This is a genomic window from Streptomyces sp. NPDC088746 (genome assembly GCF_044751065.1).
Classification (GTDB): domain Bacteria; phylum Actinomycetota; class Actinomycetes; order Streptomycetales; family Streptomycetaceae; genus Streptomyces.
The window spans coordinates 802157-828403 of record NZ_JBIVLA010000001.1 but is presented as its reverse complement, the minus strand read 5'-3'; the positions used below and the strand labels follow the sequence as shown (position 1 = coordinate 828403).

At 71.4% G+C, this 26247-nt stretch carries 21 protein-coding genes and 2 pseudogenes; 9 read left to right on the top strand and 14 right to left on the bottom strand.

Going from position 1 to position 26247, the window contains the following annotated elements; translation table 11 throughout:
- Nucleotides 1–37 precede the first annotated feature (37 nt).
- A complete protein-coding gene (locus tag ACIP63_RS04025) occupies nt 38–1762 on the bottom strand; it encodes a discoidin domain-containing protein (protein ID WP_401511238.1) in 1725 nt (574 codons plus the stop codon).
- 328 nt (nt 1763–2090) lie between these two features.
- On the opposite strand from ACIP63_RS04025, the gene ACIP63_RS04020 reads away from it, so the two are divergent.
- Nucleotides 2091–3083 (top strand): LacI family DNA-binding transcriptional regulator, encoded by a 993-nt coding sequence (locus tag ACIP63_RS04020; RefSeq protein ID WP_401511235.1) that lies wholly within the window; start codon nt 2091–2093, stop codon nt 3081–3083.
- Between the two features lie 482 nt (nt 3084–3565).
- On the opposite strand, the pseudogene ACIP63_RS04015 reads toward ACIP63_RS04020, so the two are convergent.
- A pseudogene (locus tag ACIP63_RS04015) lies at nt 3566–3988 on the bottom strand (MBL fold metallo-hydrolase); the annotation flags it as partial.
- Between the two features lie 4 nt (nt 3989–3992).
- Between ACIP63_RS04015 and ACIP63_RS04010 the strand changes: the two are divergent.
- Nucleotides 3993–4103: pseudogene (locus ACIP63_RS04010) on the top strand (TetR family transcriptional regulator); the annotation flags it as partial.
- Nucleotides 4104–4190: 87 nt separating this feature from the next.
- Here the strand turns inward: ACIP63_RS04010 and ACIP63_RS04005 are convergent.
- Both ACIP63_RS04005 and ACIP63_RS04000 read right to left on the bottom strand, forming a co-directional pair.
- Nucleotides 4191–5723 carry a PQQ-dependent sugar dehydrogenase gene (locus ACIP63_RS04005; RefSeq protein ID WP_401511233.1) on the bottom strand — a complete coding sequence of 511 codons (1533 nt, stop codon included), beginning with the start codon at nt 5721–5723 and terminating at the stop codon, nt 4191–4193.
- Nucleotides 5724–5999: 276 nt separating this feature from the next.
- A complete protein-coding gene (locus tag ACIP63_RS04000) occupies nt 6000–8363 on the bottom strand; it encodes a GH92 family glycosyl hydrolase (protein WP_401511230.1) in 2364 nt (787 codons plus the stop codon).
- Between the two features lie 364 nt (nt 8364–8727).
- On the opposite strand from ACIP63_RS04000, the gene ACIP63_RS03995 reads away from it, so the two are divergent.
- Nucleotides 8728–9996 carry an MFS transporter gene (locus ACIP63_RS03995; RefSeq protein WP_401511227.1) on the top strand — a complete coding sequence of 423 codons (1269 nt, stop codon included), beginning with the start codon at nt 8728–8730 and terminating at the stop codon, nt 9994–9996.
- 15 nt (nt 9997–10011) lie between these two features.
- Here ACIP63_RS03995 and ACIP63_RS03990 read toward each other — a convergent pair whose 3' ends face one another.
- From ACIP63_RS03990 to ACIP63_RS03980, 3 genes are all read right to left on the bottom strand, one after another.
- A complete protein-coding gene (locus ACIP63_RS03990; RefSeq protein WP_401511225.1) occupies nt 10012–10806 on the bottom strand; it encodes a VOC family protein in 795 nt (264 codons plus the stop codon).
- An 82-nt stretch (nt 10807–10888) separates the two neighbouring features.
- The gene (locus ACIP63_RS03985) at nt 10889–12247 is read right to left on the bottom strand and encodes a carboxyl transferase domain-containing protein (RefSeq protein WP_401511223.1); all 1359 of its coding nucleotides are present in this window, start codon (nt 12245–12247) and stop codon (nt 10889–10891) included.
- Nucleotides 12240–13697 carry an acyl-CoA synthetase gene (locus ACIP63_RS03980; protein ID WP_401511220.1) on the bottom strand — a complete coding sequence of 486 codons (1458 nt, stop codon included), beginning with the start codon at nt 13695–13697 and terminating at the stop codon, nt 12240–12242. Before ACIP63_RS03980 ends, ACIP63_RS03985 begins: the two co-directional genes overlap by 8 nt.
- 218 nt (nt 13698–13915) lie before the next feature.
- On the opposite strand from ACIP63_RS03980, the gene ACIP63_RS03975 reads away from it, so the two are divergent.
- Nucleotides 13916–14686 carry a transposase gene (locus ACIP63_RS03975; RefSeq protein WP_401511217.1) on the top strand — a complete coding sequence of 257 codons (771 nt, stop codon included), beginning with the start codon at nt 13916–13918 and terminating at the stop codon, nt 14684–14686.
- Between the two features lie 89 nt (nt 14687–14775).
- On the opposite strand, the gene ACIP63_RS03970 is transcribed toward ACIP63_RS03975, so the two are convergent.
- Nucleotides 14776–15987, bottom strand: a complete 1212-nt coding sequence (locus ACIP63_RS03970) for a nitrate/nitrite transporter (RefSeq protein ID WP_401511215.1) — start codon at nt 15985–15987, stop codon at nt 14776–14778.
- Between the two features lie 161 nt (nt 15988–16148).
- On the opposite strand from ACIP63_RS03970, the gene ACIP63_RS03965 reads away from it, so the two are divergent.
- Nucleotides 16149–16580 (top strand): Lrp/AsnC family transcriptional regulator, encoded by a 432-nt coding sequence (locus ACIP63_RS03965; RefSeq protein ID WP_401511212.1) that lies wholly within the window; start codon nt 16149–16151, stop codon nt 16578–16580.
- Here the strand turns inward: ACIP63_RS03965 and ACIP63_RS03960 are convergent.
- The 3 genes from ACIP63_RS03960 to ACIP63_RS03950 form a co-directional block, all read right to left on the bottom strand.
- On the bottom strand, nt 16558–18063 hold the full coding sequence (locus ACIP63_RS03960) for a GAF domain-containing protein (protein ID WP_401511209.1): 1506 nt from the start codon (nt 18061–18063) through the stop codon (nt 16558–16560). The genes ACIP63_RS03965 and ACIP63_RS03960 overlap by 23 nt on opposite strands.
- Nucleotides 18064–18081: 18 nt before the next feature.
- On the bottom strand, nt 18082–19119 hold the full coding sequence (locus ACIP63_RS03955) for a rod shape-determining protein (RefSeq protein WP_401511207.1): 1038 nt from the start codon (nt 19117–19119) through the stop codon (nt 18082–18084).
- A gap of 132 nt (nt 19120–19251) precedes the next feature.
- The gene (locus tag ACIP63_RS03950; RefSeq protein ID WP_401511204.1) at nt 19252–19830 is read right to left on the bottom strand and encodes a hypothetical protein; all 579 of its coding nucleotides are present in this window, start codon (nt 19828–19830) and stop codon (nt 19252–19254) included.
- A 99-nt stretch (nt 19831–19929) separates the two neighbouring features.
- Between ACIP63_RS03950 and ACIP63_RS03945 the strand changes: the two genes are divergently transcribed.
- Nucleotides 19930–20652 (top strand): hypothetical protein, encoded by a 723-nt coding sequence (locus ACIP63_RS03945; protein WP_401511201.1) that lies wholly within the window; start codon nt 19930–19932, stop codon nt 20650–20652.
- Nucleotides 20653–20666: 14 nt separating this feature from the next.
- On the opposite strand, the gene ACIP63_RS03940 is transcribed toward ACIP63_RS03945, so the two are convergent.
- Nucleotides 20667–21104 carry a MarR family winged helix-turn-helix transcriptional regulator gene (locus ACIP63_RS03940; RefSeq protein WP_401511198.1) on the bottom strand — a complete coding sequence of 146 codons (438 nt, stop codon included), beginning with the start codon at nt 21102–21104 and terminating at the stop codon, nt 20667–20669.
- Nucleotides 21105–21218: 114 nt separating this feature from the next.
- On the opposite strand from ACIP63_RS03940, the gene ACIP63_RS03935 reads away from it, so the two are divergent.
- A complete protein-coding gene (locus ACIP63_RS03935; RefSeq protein ID WP_401511195.1) occupies nt 21219–22238 on the top strand; it encodes an NADP-dependent oxidoreductase in 1020 nt (339 codons plus the stop codon).
- Nucleotides 22239–22289: 51 nt separating this feature from the next.
- On the opposite strand, the gene ACIP63_RS03930 is transcribed toward ACIP63_RS03935, so the two are convergent.
- Nucleotides 22290–22760 (bottom strand): MSMEG_6728 family protein, encoded by a 471-nt coding sequence (locus tag ACIP63_RS03930; protein WP_401511192.1) that lies wholly within the window; start codon nt 22758–22760, stop codon nt 22290–22292.
- 126 nt (nt 22761–22886) lie between these two features.
- Between ACIP63_RS03930 and ACIP63_RS03925 the strand changes: the two genes are divergently transcribed.
- Both ACIP63_RS03925 and ACIP63_RS03920 read left to right on the top strand, forming a co-directional pair.
- Complete coding sequence (locus ACIP63_RS03925; protein WP_401511190.1) at nt 22887–23315, top strand: organic hydroperoxide resistance protein; 429 nt, start codon at nt 22887–22889, stop codon at nt 23313–23315.
- A 189-nt stretch (nt 23316–23504) separates the two neighbouring features.
- Entirely contained in the window at nt 23505–25022 is a 1518-nt protein-coding gene (locus tag ACIP63_RS03920; protein WP_401511187.1) for an alpha-N-arabinofuranosidase, read from the top strand.
- A 55-nt stretch (nt 25023–25077) separates the two neighbouring features.
- On the opposite strand, the gene ACIP63_RS03915 is transcribed toward ACIP63_RS03920, so the two are convergent.
- Complete coding sequence (locus tag ACIP63_RS03915; protein ID WP_401511185.1) at nt 25078–26244, bottom strand: aldose epimerase family protein; 1167 nt, start codon at nt 26242–26244, stop codon at nt 25078–25080.
- Nucleotides 26245–26247: the final 3 nt, after the last annotated feature.

Here is a 26247-nt window from a genome sequence, read left to right as displayed (position 1 = left end):
CCGCCCGGGACCCTCGCGGTCACCGGGCGGCCAGGGGTTACTGATAGACCCGCACGTGGTCGACGAGCATTTTGGCGGGGAAGGGGGTGCCGGCGTCTGTCGGGCCCGGCCAGTCACCTCCGACCGCCAGGTTGAGGATCAGGTAGTGAGGGTGGTCGAAGATCCACGGCCCGCGAGTCTGCTCCACCTGCTCCTTGTCGAGAGTCAGAACGGTCCGGCCGTCCAGGCTGTAGGTGATGCCCTTGCTGTTCCAGTCGGCGACCCAGGTGTGGAAGTCGTCGGAGAAGTCGGCGTTCCCGGGCAGTGTGTACGGCGCGCCGATTCCACCCCCGCCGTTGTAGGCGGGCGCGTGGACGGTCGAGTAGGCGGTCTTCACGTCCTTGCCGAGGATCTCCATGATGTCGATCTCGCCGTTGTACGGCCACGGCCGGCCCGTCAGGAAGTCGCCGCCCATCATCCAGAACGCGGGCCACAGACCGTTGCCCTTGGGCACCTTGATGCGTGCTTCGACGCGCCCGTAGGTGAACTGGAACGTCGCGCCGGTGTTCATCCGCGCCGAGGTGTACTGACAGGTGGTGCTGCCGCTCAGCGGGTCAGGCGGGCACGACGATCCTGCGGTGGCCTCCTTGCGTGCCTCCATCACCAGGTGTCCCGCCCCGTCCAGTGCGGCGTTGCGGTGGTCGGTGTAGTACTCCAGCTCGTTGTTCGGCCCGGTGCCCGGATCGGCCCTCCACTTCGAGGAGTCGGGCCTGCCGCCTGCGGCGCCGTCGAAATCGTCGCTCCACACCAGCCGTGGCGGGTTCGCGGGGTCACTCGGCAGGGGCGGAGCCTGTATCGGATCGCCGCCGGTGCCGTACACCTGGAACTCCCACAGCGAGTAGCCGTAAGGGGTGGCACGCTGCGTCCCGTACATGCGCACATAGCGGCCGGTGCCGGAGACGGCCAGCGTCTGCTTGAAGCCCGTGCCGGACGTCGTCGAATAGATCGGTGTCCAGTCGGCTCCGTTCGACGAGACCTGGATCTGGAAGGACTTGGCGTAGGCGGGATCCCACTGCAGGACGACCTTGTCGATCTGCGCCGTCGCTCCGAGATCGACGGAGATCCAGCCTGGATCGGTCCATCCCGTGGTGGAGCTTGTGGACCAGCGGGAGGCCGGATCCCGGTCGAAGGCCCTGGCCGGCGTGCACTCCCAGCAGTTCTGGTCACTCTGGGAAGAGGAAGCCGCGCCCGGCCTGCCGTAGGAGAGCAGTTGGCCGGCGTCACCGCCAGGGCCGCCGGCACCAGCAGTGCCGTACACCTGGAACTCCCACAGCGAGTAGCCGTAACCGGTGGCACGCTGCGTCCCGTACATGCGCACGTAGCGGCCGGTGCCGGAAACAGTCAGGTTCTGGGTGCCACCCGTGCCCGTGGCCGTCTGGTGGACGACGGTCCACCTCTCCGCGTCGCTCGATACCTCGATCCTGAACGCCGTGCCGTACGCGGCTTCCCAGTTGAGGACGACCCGGCTGATCCCGGCATCGGCCCCGAGGTCGATCTGAATCCACTGCGGGTCGGCGAAGGCGCTGGACCAGCGCGTCCCGGGGTCGCCGTCGACGGCGTTATGAGCGCTGAAGTTTCCCTCGGTACCTGAGGAGGTGGCGGGCTTTCCCTGAGAGAGCAGCACCTCCGCCGCCTGCGCGGGAGGGGTGGGGAGAGCTATGAAAGCGAGCAGTGCGGCCGCGAGGGCCAAAAATAAGCTGAAGCGACGCAGCGGTGTTTGCATGGGCGACTCCTCAAGTGGGGGGAGGTCAGGGAGCGCTCCCTGGAAGGGAGGATGGAGGGACTGGTAATGGCTGTCAAGGCCTCTTTCACCTCGAAAAAACAGCGACGTAACACCTACGACGCACGGAGGGAGCGGTCTCTCATGGGCTACACGGCGCGCCGAGAGTCACGGGGGCGGCGCCGGAGGAGACGCCGTTCCGAGTACGCTCATGTCGCCCCGGCCTGCGGATACGCTGCTCGCATCGCCACGACGCAGAGCCGGAGGTCGCCCTGATGAGAAAACCCGCCCCGCGCACGAACCCGGGCGGCGGCACAGGGGACGGACAGGTATGAAACGCCCCACTCTCGATGTGGTGGCCGCCCGAGCGGGCGTGTCCAAATCGAGCGTCTCCCGGGTCATCAACGGTGAGACGACGGTCGCCCCGCAGATCCGAGACGTCGTCATGCGCGCCGTGAACGAACTGGGCTACGTGCCCAACGGCGCGGCACGCAATCTCGTCACCCGCCGCACAGACACCCTCGCCGTGGTGGTATCCGACCCGCCTCAAGGAGTCGTCTCCGACGACCCCCTCTTCTCCGCCGTGGTCCGCGCCGTCAGCAGAGAGCTGGAGACGGCGGGCAAACGGCTCGTGCTCATGCTCGCGGAATCGGACCGGAGCCGGACCAGAGTCGTGCAGTACATCGCCGGCGGGCATGTGGACGGCGTGCTCCTGGTCGCCTTGCACGGTACGGATCCGCTGCCGGCCGCACTGGCCCGGCAGGGCCTGCCTGTCGTGTCCTTCAACCGCACCTCCGCACAGGACGTCCCGTACGTCGCGCTGGACAACGCCGGCGGAGCGGCCCTGGCCGTGCGTCATCTCCTGGAGCGCGGCCGGCGCCGGATCGCCACCATCACCGGGCCGCTCGAACTGTACGAGTCGCGTGAGCGCCTCGAGGGCTACCGCCAGACGCTGCGTGACACCGGCCGTCGCTCCATCGTGGCACTGGGCGACTTCACCAGAGCCTCCGGCGCCGAAGCCATGAGGCAGCTCCTGGAGGACGACCCCGACCTCGATGCGGTGTTCGCGGCCAACGACCTGATGGCGATCGGGGCCCTGCGCACCCTCCATCAAGCGGGCCGACGCGTCCCCGAAGACGTGGCGGTCATCGGCTTCGACGACATAGAAGCCGCGTCCTACACCAGTCCCGCGCTCACCTCGGTACGCAGCCCGATGGCCGACCAGGCGACCGCCGCCGTCCACCTGCTCCTCGGCCTGATCGACGGCGGCCCCACAGGGCCGGTGATCATGCCGAACGAACTCGTCGTGCGCGAGTCGACCTGACCCTCCGGCAGTACGCCTCACCCCGCGAGCGGAGCGCCGGCGCCGACGGCGCTCCGCTCGCGCCGGAGTTACTCACACGCCCGGCGCGTTCTTGACGGGGCGTCAGAAGCGGAGAGTGGCCGCCCCGACACTTCGCTCCGGTTCGTCGGCCGGTGGAGTAGGCGCCCCGTTTCGGTGACCACGCCGATCCCTGGCACTTCCCACCGACCCCGCCGACATCAATGACGGTTCAGGACGCGCTTCCGATGCGCGGCCTACGGGCGTCTGGTCGAGACGGAGTGCGACTGCCACGGCTGAGGGGAGGTGGCGGCGACCGAGTGAGCGGCGTGTACCCCGTGCGTACTGTGATGGGCTGCTGGGCGGGAGATCCACCCGCCCCACCGCAGAGCCGAAAGGTTTCACCGCCCGGTGCTCGCCCGGAGTGCCGTGGGAGTCGCGGGAGCGGGCGGGGGAAGCGCCTCGCGCAGGCGCTCGATGTCCGCTCAGTCGTGGACGGGTGCCGCCGGGGGTGTCAGCCGGTACGCGTCCCCCTCGCGGCGTACGTGTCCGGCGGTGGGCGGCGGGAAGTGGCTGCCGAGCAGGAGCGTGGACGTGCCCGCGAGTGAGTCCAGCATCTGGCGCCGTGTCCTGGCGGCGAGTTCGGGTGCGATGTCCACGCAGCTGCAGAGCCGAGGGTGTGACAGCTGGACCGGGTGGTGGATGCTGTCGCCGGTGATCAGCGCGTCCTCGCCCCCGCTGCTCAGCCGCACCGCGATCTGCCCGGGGGTGTGGCCGGGAGCGGGCAGCAGGCGCAGGCCCGGTGCGATGTCCGTTCCCTCGACCGCGATGTCGACGAGGTCGAGCAGGCCGGCGTCCCGGACGGGGTGGACCGAGTCCCGGAACATCTGCTGCCGGGCTTCCTCCACACTGGTGATCGACCGCGTCGTGGCGCCGATCATGTACCGGATTCTCTTCCGCCCCGTCGGGCAGGGCGCCGGCTACGCGCGCGAACTCGTGGCCAACGCTCTGCACCGTCCCTGACGTCGCGCCTGGCCCCCGTCCTGGGGGTCGGTCGGGGGACGCCTGACCCGCGCACTCCGGAGAGGGACCTTGCTTCCCGTCGGCCGCTCAGCCGCCGACGGCGCAGGCGTCCCCGTTGAGCATGAACCGCGGTGGTGACGACGCGTCACCGGTGTGCTCGACGAGATAGCCGAGGGTGATACTCGCGCCCGGGGCGATCGTGGCGTTGTGCGCGGCGTTGACCGCCTCGATCGTGTTGCTCCCCTGGGTCAGGTCCGTGTTCCAGTCGGAGATGACGGTCTGCCCGAGAGCCAGCGGGAATTCGAGCGTCCAGCCGTTCACGGGTGTCGTGCCCGTGTTGGTGACGGTCAGGTCGACCGTCGTGCCCGTACCCCAGGCCTTCACGGTGCGGTCCACCCGGCAGGTGGGCTCCTCCCGCGCGAACGACACCCGGTGCAGTCCGCCGGGCAGGTCGTTGACCACGTAGAACTCCCCGTCGGCGGTCGCCCCGATCGACGTCACCTGGGTGGGCATCTCCCCGATCTCCGCCTGCTCGTAACCGCCCGCGCCGTCGGGGCGCAGGGCCCAGACCGTGGACGAGCAGTAGTCGGTGGCGATGTACGTGCCGCCGACCAGGCCGGCGTACTCCTGGCCCCGGTAGACGCGGCCGCCGATGACCGAGCAGCCGCCGGTGTACGGCGAGTACGTGAAGACCGGCTCGGTGTACGTCTCGCCGGGCACGCAGTCGCCGCCCTCGAACTTCTCCAGGCCCTCGTAGCAGGACCAGCCGAGGTTCAGCCCTCCCCGTCCGGGCGCGAGGTGGTCGACCTCCTCCCATCGCCCCTGGCCGACGTCACCGATCCACAGCGAACCGTCGGCGTCGTCGAAGGAGAACCGCCACGGGTTGCGCAGCCCGTACAGCCAGATCTCCTCGCGGGTGCCCGGGGTGCCCACGAAGGGGTTGTCGCCGGGAACGCAGTAGGCGAGCTCGCCGCAGCTCCGGCTCACGTCGATACGCATGATCTTGCCGAGCAGGGTGTCCAGCCGCTGCGCGGCGCGGAGGGGGTCCGCGGAGCCGCCGCCGTCGCCGATGCTCCAGTACAGATCGCCGTCCGGGCCGAACGCGAGCTGGCCGCCGTTGTGATTGCTGTTCTCGGCGTGCTCCTGCGAGAGCAGGACCTCCAGGCGGGACTCGTCGAGCCGGTAGCGGGCGAGGGTGACCGCGCCGTCGGGCCGCGCCGTGTACGCCAGGTACAGGTCCTGGCTGTCGGCGAAGTCGGGCGGGACGGCGATGCCGAGGAGGCCGCGCTCGTTGCCGGACTCATCCACGGCCGACTTGATGTCGACGATCGGAGTGGCGGCCAGGCCGGTGTCCGGCCGGTAGACGCGGACGGTGCCGGACTTCTCCGTGATGAACAGCCGGTCCGTGCCGTCGTCGGGGGCGACGAGCGCGGTGGGCCGTTTCAGTCCGGAGGCGACCTGGGTGGTGGTCGCGCTGAGCGAGGGGAGGGGGACGAGCGGCGCGGCTTCGGCCGCTCCCGCCCGGGGCGGTACGGCATCGGCGGCGGTGGCGGGGAGCGAGAGGGGAGCGGTCAGCAGGAGGGCCAGCAGAACTGGCCCTGCCCAGCGGCGTCTTGACATGTGTCGGCTCCAGAGTGGGGGACGCTTGCGCAGCGGTGGTCTTCGCACATCGGTGGTGCTTGCACGCGGTGGCGGTTCCATGGAGAGCGAGCGCGGCCGGACCGCTGTAGCGGCGGCATGGGAGCGCTCCCGCACCAGGCTGCGCGTCGCGGAACGGAGCGGCAACGCGTGATTGCGCCACGTTCACACCGGGTGGCGCGAAAGCGACGCCGACCGTGCGGGACCCCGCCCAGGGGCACGGCCCCCTCCCGGGGGAGAGGGCCGCACCCCGAAGCGTCAGTCCTGGGGGGCCATGGCCGGAGGAGCGGCGTCCACGCCCCAGCTCGTCGGCCGGTCGGAGAGCTCGATCTTGATCGAGCCGGAGCGGAGCAGGTCCTTGTGGGAGAGCCAGCTCCGGCGCAGCTCGCCCTCCTTCGTCGCCACGGAGGACACGTACTGAAGCTTCGAAGCGCTCGCACCCGGGGCTTCGATGCTGATCCTGCGCCCGTGCTCGGGCCGGATCTCGACCTTCTCGAACATAGGTGCGCTGATGATGTAGTTGGCGGAACCCGGCTGGGCCTCGAAGACGCCGGCCATGGCGAAGACGAGCAGCGACGAGGTGGAGCCGAGGTCGTCGTTGCCGGGCATGCCGTAGGCGTTGTCGGTGAAGAGCGTCCGCATCGCCCGCAGCACGGCCGAGGTCTTCCACGGTGCGCCGGTCCAGGAGTACATCCACGGCGCGTGGAAGTCGGGCTCGTTGTTGGGATTGAAGGCGAAGTTGTTGTGGTAGTCGTATGCGCCGGTCACCCACGACTCCGAAGCGGCCTTCGCCGGGTCGGTGAGCACGGTCGGCATGTCGAAGAACGTGTCGAGCCGCTGCTCGGCCTCGGCCTGACCGCCCATGAGACCGAAAAGGGTCTGGGGGTCCTGCTGGGCGAGCCACTGGTACTGCCATGCGGTGCCCTCGTGGAACGCACCGGGCTGGGTGGGGTCGGGGTCACCGGCGACGGTGCCGTCCGCGTTCCTCGTGACGGGGAACCCTGAGAAGCCCTGCGACGTGACGCCGGTGTCCCAGAGCTTGGTGAAGTTCTCGCAGCGCGGGGCGAGCGCCGCGGCCTTCTGCTCGTAGCCGAGGTCGTCGGCCATCGTGGCCAGCGCGCAGTCGGCGAGCGAGTACTCGAGCGTGGCCGATCCCGCCTGGCGGCTGTCGCCGTACGTGTAGCCGGGCAGGTTCCGGTAACCGACCCAGCCGTTCTTCACATACGTCGGGTTGCCGTCACGGCCGCGGAAGGCCGACTGATCCGAGGGGAGTTCGTTGACGTTCTTCCAGAGTGCGTCGAACAGCTGACGCGAGGTGCGGTCGTCGAGCAGGCCGCGGTTGTGGATGTCGACGATCCACGGGGTGACGGGATCGCCGCTCATCACATTGGTCTCGCCGTTGCCGAGCCCCCAACGCGGGAGCCAGCCGCCGTCCTGGTAGATGTGCAGCACGGACCTGGCCATGTCCGCGGCCTTGTCCGGGTGCAGCAGGGCCACCAGCTGGTTCTGCGAGCGGTAGGTGTCCCAGAGCGAGAACATCTGGTAGTACGTGGCATCCGAGCGGTGGACCTTGTCGTCGAAGCCGCGGTAACGGTTGTCGACGTCGGACCCGATCGACGGGTGCAGCAGCGAGCGGTAGAGCGCGCTGTAGTAGGTGCGCTGGTCGGCGGTGCTGCCGCCTGCCACGCGCATGCGGTTCAGCTCGTCCTGCCAGGCGTCGTGCGCGCCGGTCCGGGCCTTGTCGAACGACCTCGGCTGCTCGGCCCGGCGGTTGAGGCGCGCGCCGTCGACCGAGGTGTAGGACAGGCCCACCGATGTACCGACCTGATCGCCCCCGGCCGGGTCGAAGGTCAGCCAGGCGCCGGCGCGCTCGGTGCCGCGCGACGCCTTGCGCTGGTTCGGGGTGAGCGTGCCGTCGGACCAGGTGCCGAACTTCGAGAACTTCCGGTCGAACTTGGCGCTGAAGAAGATCCGGTAGCGCTCCTTGCCGGTCTCACCGCAGAAGTTTCCGCCCTGGAGCCAGCCTTCCACGGTGTCCTGGCCGACCACCTCGATGTCCCCGGCATAGGTGCTGCCGTTGCTCTCGCCGGTCTCGATGAGGACGTTCTCCTGCCCTGATCCGGCGGGGAAGGTGTAGCGGTGCTGGCCGGTACGCTCCGTCGCGGCGAGTTCGGCCTGGATGCCGTTGTCGAACTTCACGCCGTAGGAGCCGGGTGCGCGGGTCTCGTTGTCATGGCTGAACTTCGCACCGTACTGCGCGGGGTCGGACGAGGTGACCGCACCGGTGGTCGGCATGAACCGGAAGTTGCCCATCGTCTGACAGCCGACGCCCGAGAGGTGGGTGTGGCTGAAGCCGAGGATGGTGTCCTGCGCGTAGTCGTAGGACGCGTACTTGTTCAGCTGCGTGTCAGGGCTCAGCTGCACCATGCCGAACGGGGCGGCCGCGCCCGGGAAGGTGGTTCCGTCGCCGTTGTTGCCGATCGAGGTGTCGACGAGCGTGGTGGGGTCGGTGGCGAACTTCGGTCCCTGCTCCCTGGCGTCGGCGACGCCCGAGGTGACGGAAACCGTGGCCATGGTTGTGGTGATCAACAAGGCGGTGAAGGCGCGCTTCAGCACTCTCATCCCGGTCCTCTCGTGCGACAACGTTGTCATATTCGAGCCCGGTGATCCTTTCCCTCGCGATGCCCGTTCGTCAACCCACCGTTGCTCACGTCCGGTCACCCGTGGTGTGGAGGTTCGGTGGCGGTGATCTCGGCGCGCGGCCGCAGCGCCTGCTCGGGGCGCCTGCCCGCGGGAACGGGCCAGCTGAAGGCGCGCCGGTAGCTCTGCGGGCTGACGCCGGTCGTCTTCCTGAAGCGGTCACGGAAGGCGGTCGGGGAGGGGCGTCGTGCCCGCGCCCCCTCCGCAAGGCCGCGCGCCCCGAACTCGTCCCGCTCGCCGCCCTGGCTCCGCGGGGGGCCCGTTACCGGGGCCGTTACCATCCCCTGTGACCGAAACAGCCAAACAAGGTGTATCCCGCACCCGCATACTCGCCGACCTCACGCCGCTGCGTTTCTCACCCGACTACCGGCGGCTCTGGTTCGGGAACACCGTTTCCTGGATCGGGCAGGGCATGACGGCGCTGGCCGTCTCCCTCCAGGTCTACGACATCACCGGGTCCGCGTTCTCCGTCGGGCTGATCGGCCTCTGCTCGCTCGTCCCGCTGGTGCTCCTCGGTCTGTACAGCGGAGCCGTCGCCGACACCGTCGACCGGCGCGGACTGGGGCTGTTCAGCGCCACCGGGTCGTTCCTTCTCTCCCTCGTGCTGGCCGCGGTGACCTTCGCCGGGGTGGAACACGTGGGGCTGCTCTACGCGGTCGTCGCCCTCCAGGCCGTGTGCTTCGCGCTCAACTCCCCGGCCCGGAGCTCGATGATCGCCCGGCTGCTCCCGGCCGAACAGCTGCCCGCCGCCAACGCGCTCAACGCGATGACGTCCACCACCGGCGGCCTGGCAGGCCCGATGCTCGGCGGCCTCATCGTCGGCTGGTGGGGCTACCGGGCGGCGTACACCGTCGACGCCGTCACCTTCACGGCCTCGCTGTACGCGATGTGGCGGCTGCCCCCGATGCTGCCCGACCGGGGCGCTGGGGAGAAGGGTGCCCGGCGGGCGTCCGTCATGGACGGCCTGCGCTTCCTCGGCACCAGGCCCAATCTCCGGATGACCTTCTTCACCGACCTGAGCGCCATGGTGCTCGCTCACCCCCGCGCCCTCTTCCCCGTGGTCGCCGTGGTCTGGTTCGGCGGCGACGCGAAGACCACCGGACTCCTGGTCGCCGCCCCCGCGCTGGGGGCGCTGCTCGGCAATGTCTTCTCCGGGTGGCTGGGCCGCGTCCACCGGCACGGGCTCGCGGTGCTGATCGCCGTGGCCTGCTGGGGTGGAGCCGTCGCCGCGTTCGGGCTCACCCGGCAGCTCTGGCCCGGGCTGGTCCTGCTCGCGCTGGCCGGGGCCGCGGACTCCGTCTCGATGGTCTTCCGCAACACCATGCTCCAGGCGGCCGTGCCCGACGAGATGCGCGGCCGGCTGCAGGGCGTGTTCATCGTCGTCGTGGCGGGCGGCCCACGGCTCGGCGATCTCGTGGCCGGCTCCGTGGCCGACCTGGCCTCACCGGCCGTGGCGGTGACCGGCGGCGGTATCGCGTGCGTGCTGGTGGTGTGCCTGCTGGGGCTTCGCCGGCGCGGCTTCGCCCGGTACGACGCACGCGATCCGCAGCCGTAGGGGCCGGGGGACCGGTCAGGCGTCCGTGACGCCCGGCATCTCGCCCCCGGTCGTCGTGGGGTCGAACAGCGAGAACACCGCGCCCTGCGGGTCCGTCAGGGACGCGAACCGGCCGAACGGGATGGTCATCGGGCCGAGGCGGAGCTCAGCCCCGAGGGACTTGGCCTTCTCCACCGCCGCGTCGCAGTCGGCCACACCGAAGTAGACGTTCAGATGGGCCGGGACCTGGGGCGGGAACTCCTCACCCATCTTCATCCGTCCGAGCACGGGGTCGGCGCCCAGGTCGTAGAGCGCGAAGTCGATCGCGTCGTCGTCCAGGTGCTTCACGCCGTATCCGAAGACGGACCGGAAGAACGAGTCCGCCTTCGCCGGCTCCCGGGTGTAGATCTCGGCCCACGCGAAGGCGCCGGGTACCACCCGGGCCTGGAACCCTTCGTGGGTGCCGGCCTGCCACACCCCGAACGCGGCCCCGCCGGGGTCGGTGGCCAGCACCATCGTCCCGAAGTCGCCGACCTGCATCGGCTCCACCAGCACCTGGCCCCCGTGCTCGCGGATCTTCGCGGTGGTGGCGGCGGCGTCCGGGGACGCGAGGTACAGACACCAGGCGTTCGGTGCCTCCTGGCCGGGCACGGGAGGCGACAGCGCGGCGACCGCCCTGCCGTCCACATGGGCCTGGGTGTAGCCGCCGTACTCCGGCATCGAGGCGGTGTACGTCCAGCCCAGGAGCTCCCCGTAGAAACGTTTCGCCCCTTCGAGGTCACCGAACGTGCCGTCGGCCCAGCACGGAGTGCCTTCGGATACTGCGGCCATGACTCGGCCCTCTCTTCACTCGACGATCGGTCCTTCTTGTCACGCTAGCCAACCGTCGTCCGAGAGGCGCGCCGAGTACGTCTCAGTCCTCCGGCCCGGCGGGGCCGACCACTGAACGGGCCACTCCGAGCTTCACCAGGTCCTGGGGGCGCAGCCGGAGCTGGTCGGCGGTGGACCGCACCTCGTCCGGGCCGCGCTTCAGGATGGCCGCCGCCAGTTCGGGCGCGATCACCGAGAAGTAACTGTCGGCCGTGACATGGGTGTTGTCCGGCGCCGCCAGCGCCAGCGCACCGCCGGAGCCGCCCTCGCCGATCACGAGCGTCGTCACCGGGACCCGGGCCCCGGCGACCGCCGCGAAGGCGTCGGCGATGGCGGCGCCCGCGCCCGCCCGTTCCGCCTCCGCGTCGTTGGCCGCGCCAGGGGTGTCGATCAGGGTCAGCACGGGGAGGCCGAGCCGGTCAGCCAGCCGGATCACCCGGGCGGCCGTGCGGTAGCCCGATGGGCGGGTCGCGGTGCCGCACTGGGCGGCGTACGCCACCGGGCGCCCGGCGTGCAGGCCGACGCCGCAGAGCAGCCCCGGGTCCCTGCCGCCGCACCGGTCGCCGCTCAAAGGCAGCCGGTCCTCGAAGTACGCGTCCAGATAGGCCTCGGCCCGTGGCCGTGCCGCGGCCCTGGCCTGCTCCACCGCGTCCCAGCCGGTCGCCGGCAGCCCCGTGGCCGACAGCGCGCCCGGCACCGGGGCGGCCCGGACCGGCTCCTCGGCCGTCAGCGCGGCCAGCCAGCGGCCCAGTGTCCCCGGCAGCTCCTCCGGCGTGACGACCGCGTCGATCTGGCCGGCCGCGAGCTGCCCCTCGGCGGTGTACGCGTACGGATCCGCGTCGGCGGGCCGCACCCGGGAACCCGCGAAGCCGATCTGCGCACCGGGCAGCGCCAGCACCACGTCGGAGCCCGCCCCCACGGTGGCCCAGCCGCCGCCGGTCGTCGGATCACGCAGCACCGCGATCTGCGCCAGCCCCTCGGTCCTCAGCCGTGTGGACGCGCGGGCCACCCGCTGGAGCTGTATCAGCGCGATCATGCCCTCCTGCATCCGGCTGCCCCCGGTGGCGACGAGCGAGACGAGCGGCAGCCTCAACTCACCCGCCAGCGTGTACGCGGCCTCCAGGCGGTCCCCGGTGTGCCCGCCCAGCGAGCCGCCCAGGAAGCCGAATTCGAACGAGACGAGGACGCACTCCCGGCCGCCGACGACGGCGGTCCCGTACAGGACGGACTCCTCCTCGCCGGTCCGTGCCGAGGCGCGCGCCCTGGACTCCGCGTAACCGCTCCAGCCGAGCGGGCCGTCCGGCGGGACCGGCCGCTCGGCCGGACGGTGCTCCGTGAAGCTCCCGGTGACGGCGGCGATCGCTTCCCGCGCCGACAGGCGGGCGCACGTGAGGTCAGACACCGAGCGACCTCTTCATGATCTTGCCCAGCTCGTTCCGGGGCAGTACGTCGAGGTAGCGGACCACGCGCGGGCGCTTGTGCGGTGCCAGCAGGTGGGCCACATGGTCCGCCAACTCCCGTTCCCCGGGAGGTGATCCGGGGTCGGCGGGCACCACCCAGGCGACGATCCGCTCGCCGAGGTCCGCGTTCGGCTCACCGGTGACGGCGGCCTCCCGCACGCCGGGGTGGTCGAGCAGGGCGTTCTCGATCTCACCGGCACCGATCTTGTAGCCGCCGCTCTTGATGAGGTCGGTGGCCTTGCGCCCGACGATCCGCACATAGCCGTCGGGGTCGACCGTGGCCATGTCGCCCGTACGGAAGAAGCCGTCCTCGGTGAACGCGGCGGCCGTGGCGTCCGGCCGGTTCAGATAGCCGGTGAAGAGGTTCGGGCCGCGCACCTGGATCTCGCCGATGGACGCGGTGTCCCGGAGCACGGTGCCGTCCTCCTCGACGAGCCTGAGCTCCACACCCGGCAGCGGGGGCCCGACCGTCCCGGCGCGCGGTGCGCCGTCGGCCCGTACGCCCGTGTTCATCAGGGTCTCCGTCATCCCGTACCGCTCGATGACCCTCCGGCCCGTGGCCGCGGCGATCCGTTCGTGGTCCTGGACCGGCAGCGCCGCCGAGCCCGAGACCAGCAGCCGGGCGCCCGCCAGGGCCTTCGCGAGGTCGCCGGACCCGGCAGGACCGTCCAGCGCGCCTGCCAGCCGGTGGTACATCGTGGGCACCCCGAACAGCATCGTCCCCCCGGAGCGCAGCTCCCGGGCCACTCCCTCCGCCGAGAACCGGCCGAGGTGACGCACGGAACCGCCCCTGCGCAGCGGGCCGAGGACGCCCAGGATCAGCCCGTGCACATGGAACAGCGGCAGGGCGTGGACCAGGACGTCCTCGCCGGTCCACTGCCAGGCGTCCTCCAGCGCGTCCAGCGTCGCGGCGATCGCCCGGCGGGGCAGGACGGCGCCCTTGGGCGGGCCCGTCGTGCCGGAGGTGTAGACGACCAGCGCGGGGGAGTCCGCGGAGGGCTCGGGGAGGGCGGCCTCCGCCGGGCGGGCGGCCGTGTCGACATCCAGCCGCTCCAGGCCGCCCAGCGCGGCCGGCAGTACGTCGTCCGCCCCGGCCAGCACCACCGAGGGCGCGCTGTCGGCGACGATGTGCGTGAGTTCCCGCTCGCCGGTCTTCGGGTTGAGCGGCACGGCGGGCACCCCCGCCCGTAGCGCCGCCACGACGGCGACCACCGTCTCCGGGGTGGACGTGGCCCAGACGGCGACACGCCCCGCCCCCGCGATCCGGGCGGCGAGGGAGGCGGTCGCATCGGCCAACTGTGCGTAGGTCAGGACGTGTTCGCCGAACCGGACAGCCTCGGGGGAGTCCGTCCGGCCGGACGCTCCGCGCAGCGCGGGCAGAAGAGAGGTCACGCGGCGAAGCCTAAGGGCTGGCCCGTAATTCCTGGCGGGCGCACGACGACAGCTACGGCACCTCGCTGCGTTGTCGGAACGCCCGAATACATCCAGTATGCGAACGCCCCTCCGCCTTGCGATGCACCGCATCTGACGCCGTGCGCTGATCCACCAGGGATTACGGGACAGCCCTTAAAGGTTGTTGCAGAACGTCTGGGATAGGGCATTCCTCTTGTATGGGTGGGGTGTTGCGGGCTGAGCCGTTGTGGGTGGAGACGTTCACCGGCTTGCGAATGGGCCGCTTCGGGAAGTTGGTGAAGGCAGTACGGGAGAGGGGAGGCAACGGGCCCGGTGGAGGGCGCCCGTGGTGCCTGCCGCTGGCGGACCGTGTCCTCCTGGTGGCCGTCTACTACCGGACTAACCTCACGATGCGCCAGCTCGCCCCGCTATTCGGCATCTCCCCAGCCACCGTCTGCCGGGTCATCCATCGCCTGCGGCCGCTCCTCGCACTGGAGCCGGCTCCGCGGCCTCTCGCGGATGTCGAACGGTTGTGGATCGTGGACGGAACCCTCGTCCCGGTCCGCGACCGTACGGTCGCCGCGTCCTCCCGCAACTACCGGTTCTCGGCGAACGTGCAGGTCATCATCGACGCGGACAGCCGCCTGGTGATCGCCTCGGCCCGCCCTGTCCCCGGGAACAAGGCCGATGCCCACGCCTGGCGAGAATCGGACCTGCCCGCCATCGCGGCCGGGAGAACGGTCATCGCGGATGGCGCCTACCTGGGCACCGGACTGATCGTCCCGCACCGCAGAAGAGCCGGACGCCCACTCCTGCGTGGCCAGGAGGAGGACAACGCCGAACACCGACGCGTCCGCGCCCGCGTCGAGCACACCTTCGCCCGCATGAAGAACTGGAAAATCCTCCGCGACTGCCGCCAGAAGGGAGACGGACTCCACCACGCCGTCCAAGCCGTCGCCACCATGCACAACCTCGCCATGACAGGCTGAACCACCAGGTCAAACACCACCCCGGCCTGCCCACCCCCACCCTTCTGCAACAACCTTTAGGCCGTATCCGCGAAGTCCCGAAGAGGCCGTCAGCCGTCGCGCCGGACGGTCCGCATCCGGCCGTAGGCGTAGACGGCACCCGCCAGCGCCAGGTCGGAGAGCAGCATGAAGCCGATCGAGTACGAGTCCTTCGCGCTGTAGATCGCCCCCATGACCAGCGGCGGTACGAAGCCGCCCAGCCCGCCCATCGCGCCGACGATGCCCGTCACGCTGCCCACCTTGGCCTGCGGGGTCACCTGCGAGACCAGGGCGAAAACGCTTCCGCTCGCGGTGCCGAGCCCGGCCGCCATGCAGAGCAGCGCGATCGTGCCGAGCGGATTCAGCGGGGGGTCGAAGGCCTGGACGATGGCCATCAGCGCGGCCAGCAGCAGAGCCCCGGCCGTGACCAGGGCGGGGTGGATCCGGTCCGACAGCCAGCCGCCGATCGGCCGGAAGATGACGGTGACCAGCGCGAACCCCGCCGCCTTGGTGCCCGCCTCCGTCGGTGACATCTCGTACCAGGTCTTCAGATACGTCGGCAGATACACCCCGAACGCGACGATGCCGCCGAAGCCGATCGCGTACAGCGCGGACAGCTCCCAGGTCACCCGCAGCCGGCTCGCCTCGCCCAGCCGGTGGGCCAGCGAATCCGACGGGATCTTGCGCTCCGGGTGGTCGCTGATGAGGACCGCCGCGAGCAGCGAGTAGACGAGGAGCGCCCCGGCGACGATCCAGAACGGCAGGTTCTCGCTGTGCTTGGCGATCCTCGGGGTGAAGTAGCCGGACAGCGCGACGCCACCCATGCCCATGCCGAACACGCCGAGCGCGAGACCCCGTTTCGCGGGCGGGAACCACGAGTTGACCAGGGGGATGCCGATCGCGAACGTGGTGCCGCCGAGCCCGAGCAGGAAGCCGACGGCCAGCATCGCCCCGTAGGAGTCCTTCGCGGGGATGAGCAGCAGCACCGGGACGATCGTCAGCGCCGAGACGACCGGGAACATCAGCTTGGCGCCGAACCTGTCGGTCAGCGCGCCCGCCGGGATCCGGCCGAGCGAGCCGACGAGCACGGGCACCGCCACGAGCAGCGACTGCTGGAAGGAGCTCAGACCGAGCCGCTCCTTGAAGTCACCGGACAGCGGGGAAATCAGGTTCCACGCCCAGAAGGTGAGCGTGAACCCGATCGTGGCCATGATCAGATTCCGGTAGGCGGCGGCGGATTGTCTCCGGTCCGGGGCGGGGGCCTGCTCGGCGGTTGTCTCCACACCGCAAGTCAAGGGGGGAGGGGAGGGCGCGGCACGGTGGGCTGCGCCATCCGGGTAAGGCCCTCGCACGTCAGACGCCCCATGGGCGGAGGGCCTCCCGGCGGCCCCGGGACGGGCCTCTCGCCCGCCGTTTCCCGCCCCGGGCTGCGAGAATCACCGGTATGGACCGGTTGGACAGAGAGATCCTCGGCATTCTCCAGGAGGACGCCCGGATCTCGTACCGCGATCTGGGCGTGCGCGTGGGGCTCAGTGCCAACGCGGCGGGCGACCGCGTGCGCCGGATGCGCCGCGACGGGGTGATCCGCGGCTTCACGGTCATCGTCGACCCGGCCGCCGACACCCGTTCGGGCCTCGTCGTCTTCATCGACGTGTCGCTGCGTCTCGACACGACGAACGAGGAGTTCGAACGCTCGGTGCTGACCCTCCCCGGCATCACCGAGGTGGTGCACGTGACGGGCCCCCACGACTACCTCGTACGCGCCACGGCGGCCGACCCCGGATCCCTGGACACCCTGCTGCGACGGCTGAAGAAGGACGCGGGCGTCGCCCACTCCACCACCCGGATCGCCCTCAGAGCGGCGCCAGCCAGGTGACGGTGGGCGACCGTTCGCCGTCCTCGGCGCGCCCGTTGTCCGCGACCACCAGCCGCACCCCCGCACGCCCGTCGGGCAGCCGCGCCGTCGCGTCCACCTCCACCTCGACGGCCGTCACCCCCGCCCGCCGGTGCGCGGCTGCCAGGGCGCCGCGCAGCACGTCGAGCAGTTCCCCGTCCACCGGCTCCCTCACCAGGGCGTCCACCGCCCCGGTGAACTGGACGGACGGCTGGAAGCCGAGCACCGCCGCCGCTCCGCCCGTCTCGCGCAGGACCCGGCCGCGGAAGGCCGTGGGGGCCTCGGCCGGCGGCTGCTGGAGCGCGAAGATCGCGGTCCTGACCTCCTGGATCGTGGAGTCCAGCTCGTCGACAGCGTGTCCGAGCAGCTCGGCGGTCCCGGTGTCGCCCGCCAGGTCCTTGCGGCGGGTCGACTCCAGCATCATCTCCGTCGCGAACAGCCGCTGTACGACGAGGTCGTGCAGGTCACGGGCGATGCGGTCGCGGTCCTCGTAGACCGCCAGCTGCTCCCTGTAGTGCTGCGCGTCGGCCATCACCAGGGCCAGCGCCGCCTGGGAGGCGAACTGGGAGGCGAGCTGCCGGTCCATCGCCGTGTACGGGGCCTCGCCACGCCGCCGGGGGAGGGCGAGCGTGCCGATGAGCCTGCCCTCGTTCTCCAGGGGCAGCATCATGCTGGGGCCGAACCGGGACCGCACGGGCGTCGTCATCCGGTCGTCCGTCGCAGAGTCCTCGATGAAGACCTCCTCCCCGCCCAGCAGCTGCACGAGGACGGGGGAGCCCGGCTCGATGGCGGTGCCGACGAGTCCGGCCGGATCGTCCAGCGTGGAGGCGGCGACGATCTCCATCCCGCCGCCCGGGGTCGGCTGGAGGATCACCCCGGCCGCCGCGTCGGCCAGCACCCTGGCCCGCTCGGCGACGGTCGTCAGGGCGTCCGTCGTACCCGCTCCGGTCAGCAGTGCCCGGGTGACGGCCGCCGCCCCCTCGATCCAGTGCTCCCGCTGCCGTGCCGCCTCGTACAGATGGGCGCCGCTGATCGCCGCGGCGGCCTGGGAGGCGAGCAGCCGCAGCAGTGCCGACTCGGTGTCCGTGAAGCGGCCCGGCTCCGCCGCGGTGAGGCAGAGGCTGCCGAGCACCTCGGTGTGCACCCGGACGGGCGCCCCGAGGAAGGAGCGCATCGGGAGGAGCGGCTCCGGAAGGACGCGGGGGTGCGGGCCGGCCGTCAGATCGTCGACGCGTACGGCCTGCGCCTCGTCCACGAGGGCCCCGAGGATCCCCGTACGCGCGTCCAGGAGCGGGCTCGCGGCGCGGCGTTCACCCTCGCTCAGGCCGGTGGTGAACAGGTCGGTGACATGGCGGTCCTCCCCGTGGAGGAGGGCCAGGGCGCCGTAGCGCGCCCCGGCCAGCGCCGTCGCGGTGTCCACGATGTGCTGGAGGGTGGTCCGCAGGTCGAGATCCGTCCCGTCCACCGGCGAGCCCGCCGGCGCTCAGCCGGCGAGCGGGGCGAGGACGAGCGGCTGGACCGTGCCGTCCAGCATCGCGCCGAGCCCCAGCACCGAGCACACGTCGGGACGCTCGGCGATGGTCACCGGCACGCCCGTGGCGTCGCGCAGCATCTGGTCGAGCCCCGGCAGCAGGGCGCTGCCGCCGACCATCATGATCCCGGACTCCGCGATGTCGGCCACCAGGTCGGGCGGGCAGTCACGCAGCACCTTCCCCAGCCCGTCGAGCACCGCGGTCAGCGGGGCGTGGATCGCCTGGCGTACGGCGGCGGTGTCGACCTGGACCGAACGGGCCAGACCGGTCGCCACGTCACGGCCGTGGATCTCCGTCATCGCGGGGCCGGCGAGCGTGAGGCCGTTGCCCCGGAGCGCCAGCTGCAGGGGGCGCACGGAGTGGCTGGGCAGCATCAGCTCGTGGTGCTGGCGCAGATGCTGGATGACCGCGTGGTCGATGGCCTCACCGCCGATCGGGATGCGTACGGCCGTGACGATCGAGCCGAGCGAGAGCACGGCGATCTGGGTGGTGGCGGCCCCGCAGACCATGATCATGGTGGCGGTCGGCTGCTCGACCGGCAGCCCGCAGCCGATGGCCGCGGCGATCAGGGTGTCGACCAGCTCCACCCGCCGCGCGCCGAGCCCCACGAGGGTCTCGACGGCCGCCCGCTGGGCCAGCGGATCGGCGTCGTGCGGGACACAGGCGGCGGCCCGCAGCCGCGGCTTGCGGCGCAGCTGGCGGCGGAGCTTCTCACCGAGCAGGTGGCGCAGCATCCGCTGCGCCATGTCGATGTCGACGACGGTTCCGCCGGAGACCGGGCGGGCCACCCGGATGTACGCGGGCGTACGGCCCGTCATCTGCTCGGCGAGCGCGCCGACGGCGATGAGCGAGCCGGTGCGCGTGTTCACGGCGGCGACACTGGGCTCGTCCACGACGAGCCCCACTCCCTTGATGTACACACGGGTCCTCGCGGCCCCGAGATCGACGGCGACATGGCAACGGCGCAACTGTTCGAGACTGACGGTCACGGCAGGTTCTCCCGAGAGCGCTGACGGGGGGCACCGGCGGCAGCCGGCTGTCCTGGCATCGTCGCGCCGTGGCCGGGGCGGCGCGCGCTGGGTGAGCCGTAGGGGGGAACCGAGCTGACGACGCGACAGATCTCAGGGGCCGTCAGGCAGCAGCCGCTGGAACAGTCCCCAGGTGAACTCGGCGACGCGGGTCCGGCCGCCGGGCGTGGCCGGATCGGTGAAGGCCAGCGCCCAGCGGGTCGGCGCGCTGCCCTCCATGGGGCGCGCCGGGGCGAACGCCCGGGCCACCTCGTCGACGGTGCAGGACCAGGGGAGCAGGTCGGCGGCCGTACGCAGCTCGGGGCCCGCGGCGCCCGGGGCGCGGACCAGCCACTCGTTCCACACGGCTCCGCCCGGGCCCGCCATCACCTCGAACCGCAGGTCCGGCCAGAGCGGCAGCGGCCAGAGCAGGGCGTCGCACTCCAGGTCGCCGACCTTGCGGCGTACGGACGACTCGGGCTCGCCCAGGACCGAGCGGTAGCGGCGCAGCGCGCCCCGGCCGCGCGGGGCGCGCAGCATCGCCTGCCAGCGGCGGTTCGCCTCCCGCATCTCGGCGAGGGAGGCGCTCAGTTCATGACGGGCCTCCTCGACGAGGTCCGGCTGGTGGTCGGCCATCCGGCGCAGCAGGACGAGCTGGAACTGGAGCGGCCCGAACGGGGCGGGAGCGGTCATGGGCCCCATCCTGCCGATTGCCGAACGTATCGGGCGGCGGACTCCGGTTTCCTGGATTCCACACAGGATTTTCACCTGTGCGGCTTCCTGCGTTGTTCCGTGCACGTCTACTCTGCGGGCGCCATGGATTACTGCCACCCGTGCCAACGGCACCTCAACGGGGCGCTGGCCTGTGCCGGTTGCGGGACCCCCGCCGACGCGCTGGTCCCCTATGCCGTCATGGGCTCCTCCGGCGGTGACCCGGAGCCGCCCGGCGAGACCCTGGAGGCGTCCGGTGCCGCCGGCCACCGCCGCCGTGCCCGGGGCGGCGCGCGGCCACGGCGCCGCAGGGGGCACCGGCGGCGTGGCCGCGCGCTGCTGCTGACGGCCGCGGGCGTCGTGCTGGCGCTGGGCGCGCTGAGCCTCGCCGAGCTGGCCATGGAGCCCGAGGGCGACAGCGGTGCCTCGGAGTACGTGAGCGAGGCCACGACCGCCGCCACGGAGCCCGCCCCGTCGGCGTCGTCGAGCACGGAGCCCGACGATCCCGGCCCGGTGGAGGCTCCCACCGTCGTGCCGGTCACCGACTCCCGCTCCGCGACCGCGACGGGCCGCCCGGCCCGCACCACGGCGCCCGGGGTGCCCCCGTCGCCCTCCGCCCCCGAGGACACCTCGCCGTCCGCCTCCGCCTCCGGGTCCGCGGACCCGGAGGAGACGGAGGCGCCGGACGGGCCGTCGGGCTCCGGGGAGCCGACCGCGGACCCGACGCCGCCGGAGCCGTCGGACGAGCCGACACCCACCCCGTCGCCGACGGAGACCTGTCACTGGATCATCTTCTGCTTCTGACGCGGTAGCGGTCTCTAGGCGTCGGCGTCCTCGCCGAGCATCCTGCGCAGCAGGTCACGGAGCACCGTCCGCTCCGACTCCGACAGCTCCGCGAGCGGCTCCCGGGCGAAGTCCAGCGCGTCCCGCAGCTGCCGGGCCGTCCGGACGCCCTCCTCGGTCGGGGCGGCGAGCTTCACCCGCCGGTCGGCCGGGTCGGGGCGGCGTTCCACCAGGCCCCGGAGCTCCAGCCGGTCGACTATGCCGGTGATGTTGGACGGTTCGCACTTCAGTTTCCGGGCAACCTTGCGCATGGGCATCGGTTCCAGGGAGAGCAGTCCGAGCACCCTGGCCTGTGCGCCGGTCAGCGCGTGGGTGGCCGCGGCCCGCTCGTACTCCTCGTGGTAGCGCGCCACGACTCCGCCGATGAGCTGGATGACGTCGAGGGTGAGCGGATCCGTGCGCGAGGTGGCCATGACACCCAGGGTACCGAATTACTTGACAAGGTGAAATATCTGGACGCATGGTTGTTTCATGTCCTGAAGCTTTTCGGCTTCCCGCCCCGCACGACATCGAGGAGAACCGAGCCCATGTCCGCACTTCCCACGTCCAGCCGCGAATGGCACCTCGTCGCCCGTCCGCACGGATGGCCCGAGGCCTCGGATTTCGCGCTGCGCGAGGCGCCGGTGGCCGCCCCCGGTGAGGGCCGCGTCCTCGTCCGTAACCTGCACTTCTCGGTCGACCCCTACATGCGCGGCCGGATGAACGACGTGAAGTCGTACACCCCGCCCTTCAAGCTCGACCACCCCATGGAAGGCGGCGCGGTCGGAGAGATCGTCGCGTCGAACGCCGAGGGCTTCGCCGTCGGCGACCACGTCCTGCACGGCCTCGGCTGGCGCGAGTACGCCGACGTCCCCGCCAAGCACGCGGTGAAGGTCGACGCCTCGCTCGCCCCGCTCTCCGCCTACCTCGGTGTGCTCGGGATGACCGGGCTCACCGCCTACGCCGGCCTGTTCGACGTCGCCTCCTTCAAGGAGGGCGACGCCGTCTTCGTCTCCGGCGCCGCCGGTGCGGTCGGCAGCCAGGTCGGCCAGATGGCGAAGATCAAGGGCGCCTCCCGGGTCATCGGCTCGGCCGGCTCCGACGAGAAGGTCAAGCTCCTCACCGAGGAGTACGGCTTCGACGCGGCCTTCAACTACAAGAACGGCCCCGTCCGGAACCAGCTCGCCGAGGCCGCCCCCGACGGCATCGACGTCTACTTCGACAACGTCGGCGGTGAGCACCTGGAGGCCGCGATCTCCTCGTTCAACGTCCACGGCCGCGCCACCATCTGCGGGATGATCGCCCAGTACAACGCCACGGAGCCCACCCCGGCCCCGCGCAACCTGGCGCTCGTCATCGGCAAGCGGCTGCGCCTTCAGGGCATGCTCGTCGGCGACCACTCCGACCTCCAGCCGCAGTTCGTCGAGGACGTGGCCGGCTGGCTGGCCTCCGGTGAGCTCAAGTACCGCGAGACGAAGGTCGAGGGCATCGAGAACGGCTACGAAGCCTTCGTCGGCCTGCTGCGCGGCGAGAACACCGGCAAGATGATCGTCTCGCTGGACGCCTGACCGGCCCCGGCACCCGTGAGGCCGCCCGTGAAGCCGTACGCGCCCCGCCCCTCACCGCCCCTCGCGGTCCGAGGACGGCCACACGTACGGCAGATCGGGCGGCACGTCCGGAAACAGCGGGCGGTAGTACGCCGGGTCCTTGCGCACCAGCGCGGAGCGGTGGCTCTCGTGCAGTGGCTCGTCGCCCAGCCACGGGGGCAGTTCGCCCGCCGCGGTCAGCTCTTCGGCCGACCGGACGGTGGTGCGCCGGAGCGATGCGGCGAGGTCCTTGCGCAGGGTCGCCGCGCAGGTGTCGGCGCGGCCCTCTGCGGTCCACGCGGCGCACATGTCCAGGCCGTAGCGCACGAGTGCCTCCTCGTAGCCGGTCCACATGCGGACCGCGGGGTGGTGCCGCCAGCCGTAGCCGGGGACGGTGAGCCCGCGCAGGACCTGGATCGCCTCGACCCGCTGCTTGCCCAGCCGCCGGGGGTCCAGCGTGAGGGCACTCCGGGAGAAATCGGCGTACGGCAGGAATGTCTGCATGATCCATGACTGCCCCGTGTGTGCCCGGCGGATCTCCCGCCCGCGCACCGTCACCCGCTAGGCTCCGCTCAGGCCGTCGCGGTCGTGGGCGCGAGTCGCGGCGTATCAGCAGGAGGAAATCACCGTATGACCATCCAGCACATAGACGTGGCCTACACCGCCGTCGCCACCGCCGAGAACGGCCGCGACGGCCGCGTCTCCACCGACGACGGCAAGCTCGACGTCGTCGTCAACCCGCCGAAGGAGATGGGCGGCAGCGGCGCGGGGACCAACCCCGAGCAGCTCTTCGCGGCCGGCTACAGCGCCTGCTTCCAGGGCGCGCTCGGTGTGGTCGCCCGTCAGGAGAAGGCCGACATCTCCGGTTCGACGGTGACCGCCTCGGTCTCCATCGGCAAGACGGAGGCGGGCGGCTTCGGCCTGGAGGTCGCCATCAGCGCCTCCATCCCGAACGTCGACACCGCAACCGCGCAGGCGCTCGTCGAGAAGGCGCACCAGGTGTGCCCGTACTCGAACGCCACCCGGGGCAACATCAAGGTCGAGCTGTCCGCCGGCTGAGTCCGACCGCGTACGTCCGAGGGCCGCATCCCGTCACAGGGGTGCGGCCCTCGGCCGTGTGCGGCCGTCCGTATCCGCCGTCCGTATCTGTAAAAGCGCGCAGAGGCATTGACGGCCGGTGAGGTTGAACTCTACGGTCCCGTTCGAGGTTACGAGCAGCATCCGAAATATCGAACGAGTAAGGAAGCCATGACCCGCACCGCGCGCTTCACCCTCGACCCGGCCTTCACCGTCGGCGCCGTCGACCCCCGGCTCTTCGGTTCCTTCGTCGAGCACCTCGGCCGCTGTGTCTACGACGGCATATTCGAGCCCGGCCATCCGTCGGCGGACGAGGCCGGACTGCGCACCGACGTCCTGGATCTCGTCCGCGAACTCGGCGTCACCGCCATCCGCTACCCCGGCGGCAACTTCGTCTCCGGCTACCGCTGGGAGGACAGCGTCGGCCCCGCCGACGAGCGCCCCCGCCGACTCGACCTCGCCTGGCGCTCCACCGAGACGAACCGCTTCGGCCTCTCCGAGTACATCGGCTTCCTCAGGAAGGTCGGCCCGCAGGCCGAGCCGATGCTCGCGGTCAACCTCGGCACCCGGGGTGTCCAGGAAGCCGTCCAGCTCCAGGAGTACGCCAACCACCCGTCCGGCACGGAGCTCTCCGACCGCCGTGCCGCCCACGGCGACAAGGACCCCTTCGGCATCAAGCTGTGGTGTCTGGGCAACGAGATGGACGGCCCGTGGCAGACCGGCCACAAGACCGCCGAGGAGTACGGGCGGCTCGCGGCCGAGACGGCACGCGCGATGCGCCAGATCGACCCCTCCGTCCAGCTCGTCGCCTGCGGGTCCTCCAGCCGCGCCATGCCGACGTTCGCGGCCTGGGAGGCGACGGTGCTCGCCGAGACCTACGACCTCGTCGACTACGTCTCGCTGCACGCCTACTACGAGGAGACCGACGGCGACCGTGACTCCTTCCTCGCCTCGGCCGTCGACATGGAGTCCTTCATCGAGGACGTCGTCGCGACCTGCGACCACGTGGGGGCGCGCCTGAAGTCCACGAAGAAGATCAACCTCTCCTTCGACGAGTGGAACGTCTGGTACCAGAAGCGCTTCCAGCAGGAGACCGAGGAGAACCCCCTCGACTGGCCCGAGGCGCCGCGGCTGCTGGAGGACAACTACAGCGTCACCGACGCCGTCGTCTTCGGCAGCCTGCTCATCGCGCTGCTGCGCCACGCGGACCGGGTGACCGTCGCCTGTCTCGCCCAGCTGGTCAACGTGATCGCGCCGATCATGACCGAGCCCGGCGGGCCGGCCTGGCGGCAGACCACCTTCTTCCCCTTCGCCCAGGCCGCGCGGTACGGACGGGGCCAGGTCCTGGACGTACGGGTGGACTCGCCCACGTACGGGACGGCGAAGTACGGCGAGACGGACCTGCTGCACGCCACCGCCGTACGCGACCCGGAGACGGGCGCCGTCACGGTGTTCGCCGTCAACCGCAGCCAGGACGCCGCGCTGCCGCTCGAAGTCGCCCTGGCGGGACTGGATCTGGCCGAGGTCGCCGAGCACCAGGTCGTCGCGGACGCCGACCCGGAGGCCCGGAACACGCTCGCCGAGCCCGAGCGGGTCGTCCCGCACGCCGCCGAGGGCACCGAGCTGGCCGGCGGCACGCTGAAGGCCGTGCTGGAGCCGCTCTCCTGGAACATGATCCGGCTGGTGTGACAACGCCGTACGGCGCCCTCCCCGCTCGGGGGAGGGCGCCGTACGCGTGACCGGGTCAGCGGGCCGAGAAGGCGTGCACCGTCGTCGAGCGGTACGTCTCGCCGGGCCGCAGCACCGTCGAGGGGAACGACGGCTGGTTGGGGGAGTCCGGGAAGTGCTGGGACTCCAGGCAGAACGCGTCGCCCTGGCGGTAGACCCGCCCCGAGGTGCCCGTCAGCGTGCCGTCGAGGAAGTTGCCCGTGTAGACCTGCATGCCGGGCTCCGTCGTGTACATCTTCATCACCCGGCCGGAGCCGGGGTCCGTCACGGTCAGCGCGTACTCCGGGCGGGCCGTGATCCCCTTGTCCAGCACGTAGTTGTGGTCGATCCCCTGGCCGTAGCCGATCTGCTCGTGCGGGGTGCGGACGGCCTCCCCGACGGCCCGGGACCGCCGGAAGTCGAACGGCGTACGCGCCACCGGCGCGAGCTCGCCCGTCGGGATCAGCGTGGACCCGACCGGCGTGTAGCGTGCCGCCGCCAGCTCCAGCAGATGCCCGTCGACGCTGCCGCTGCCCTCGCCCGCCAGGTTGAAGTACGTGTGGCTGGTCAGGTTGAGGACCGTGGCGCGGTCCGTCGTCGCCGTGTAGTCGATCCGCCACTCGCCCCGGGAGGTGAGGGTGTAGACGACACGGACGGCGAGCGTGCCCGGGTAGCCGGCCTCGCCGTCCGGGCTGGTCCGGGTCAGGACCAGCCCCACGTCACCGCGTCCGGTGAACGGCTCCACGTCCCAGACCCGCTTGTCGAAGCCCTGGTCGCCCCCGTGGAGGCTGTTGGGGCCGTCGTTGACGGGCAGTTGGTGCGTGACACCGTCGAGGGTGAAACGCCCCTCGGCGATGCGGTTGCCGTACCGTCCGATCAGCCCGCCGAAGTACGGGGACTTCGCCACGTAGTCCGGAAGGCCGCCGAAGCCGAGGGCGACGTTCTCCGTGCGGCCCCTGCGGTCGGGGGTCTCCAGGGAGTGGACGACACCGCCCCAGGACAGGACCTTCAGCCGGGTCCCGCCGTTGGCGAGGGTCCAGCGGTGCACCTCGGTCCCGTCGGCGAGCGTGCCGAAGAGCTCCCTGGACGGGGTGCGGCCCGAGGCCGCGGCGTGCGCCGACGGGGCGCCCGCCGCCACGGCCACCCCGGCGGCGGCCGTGGCCGCCAGGACGGTGCGTCTGCTGGTTCCGGTACTGAAGGTCATGAA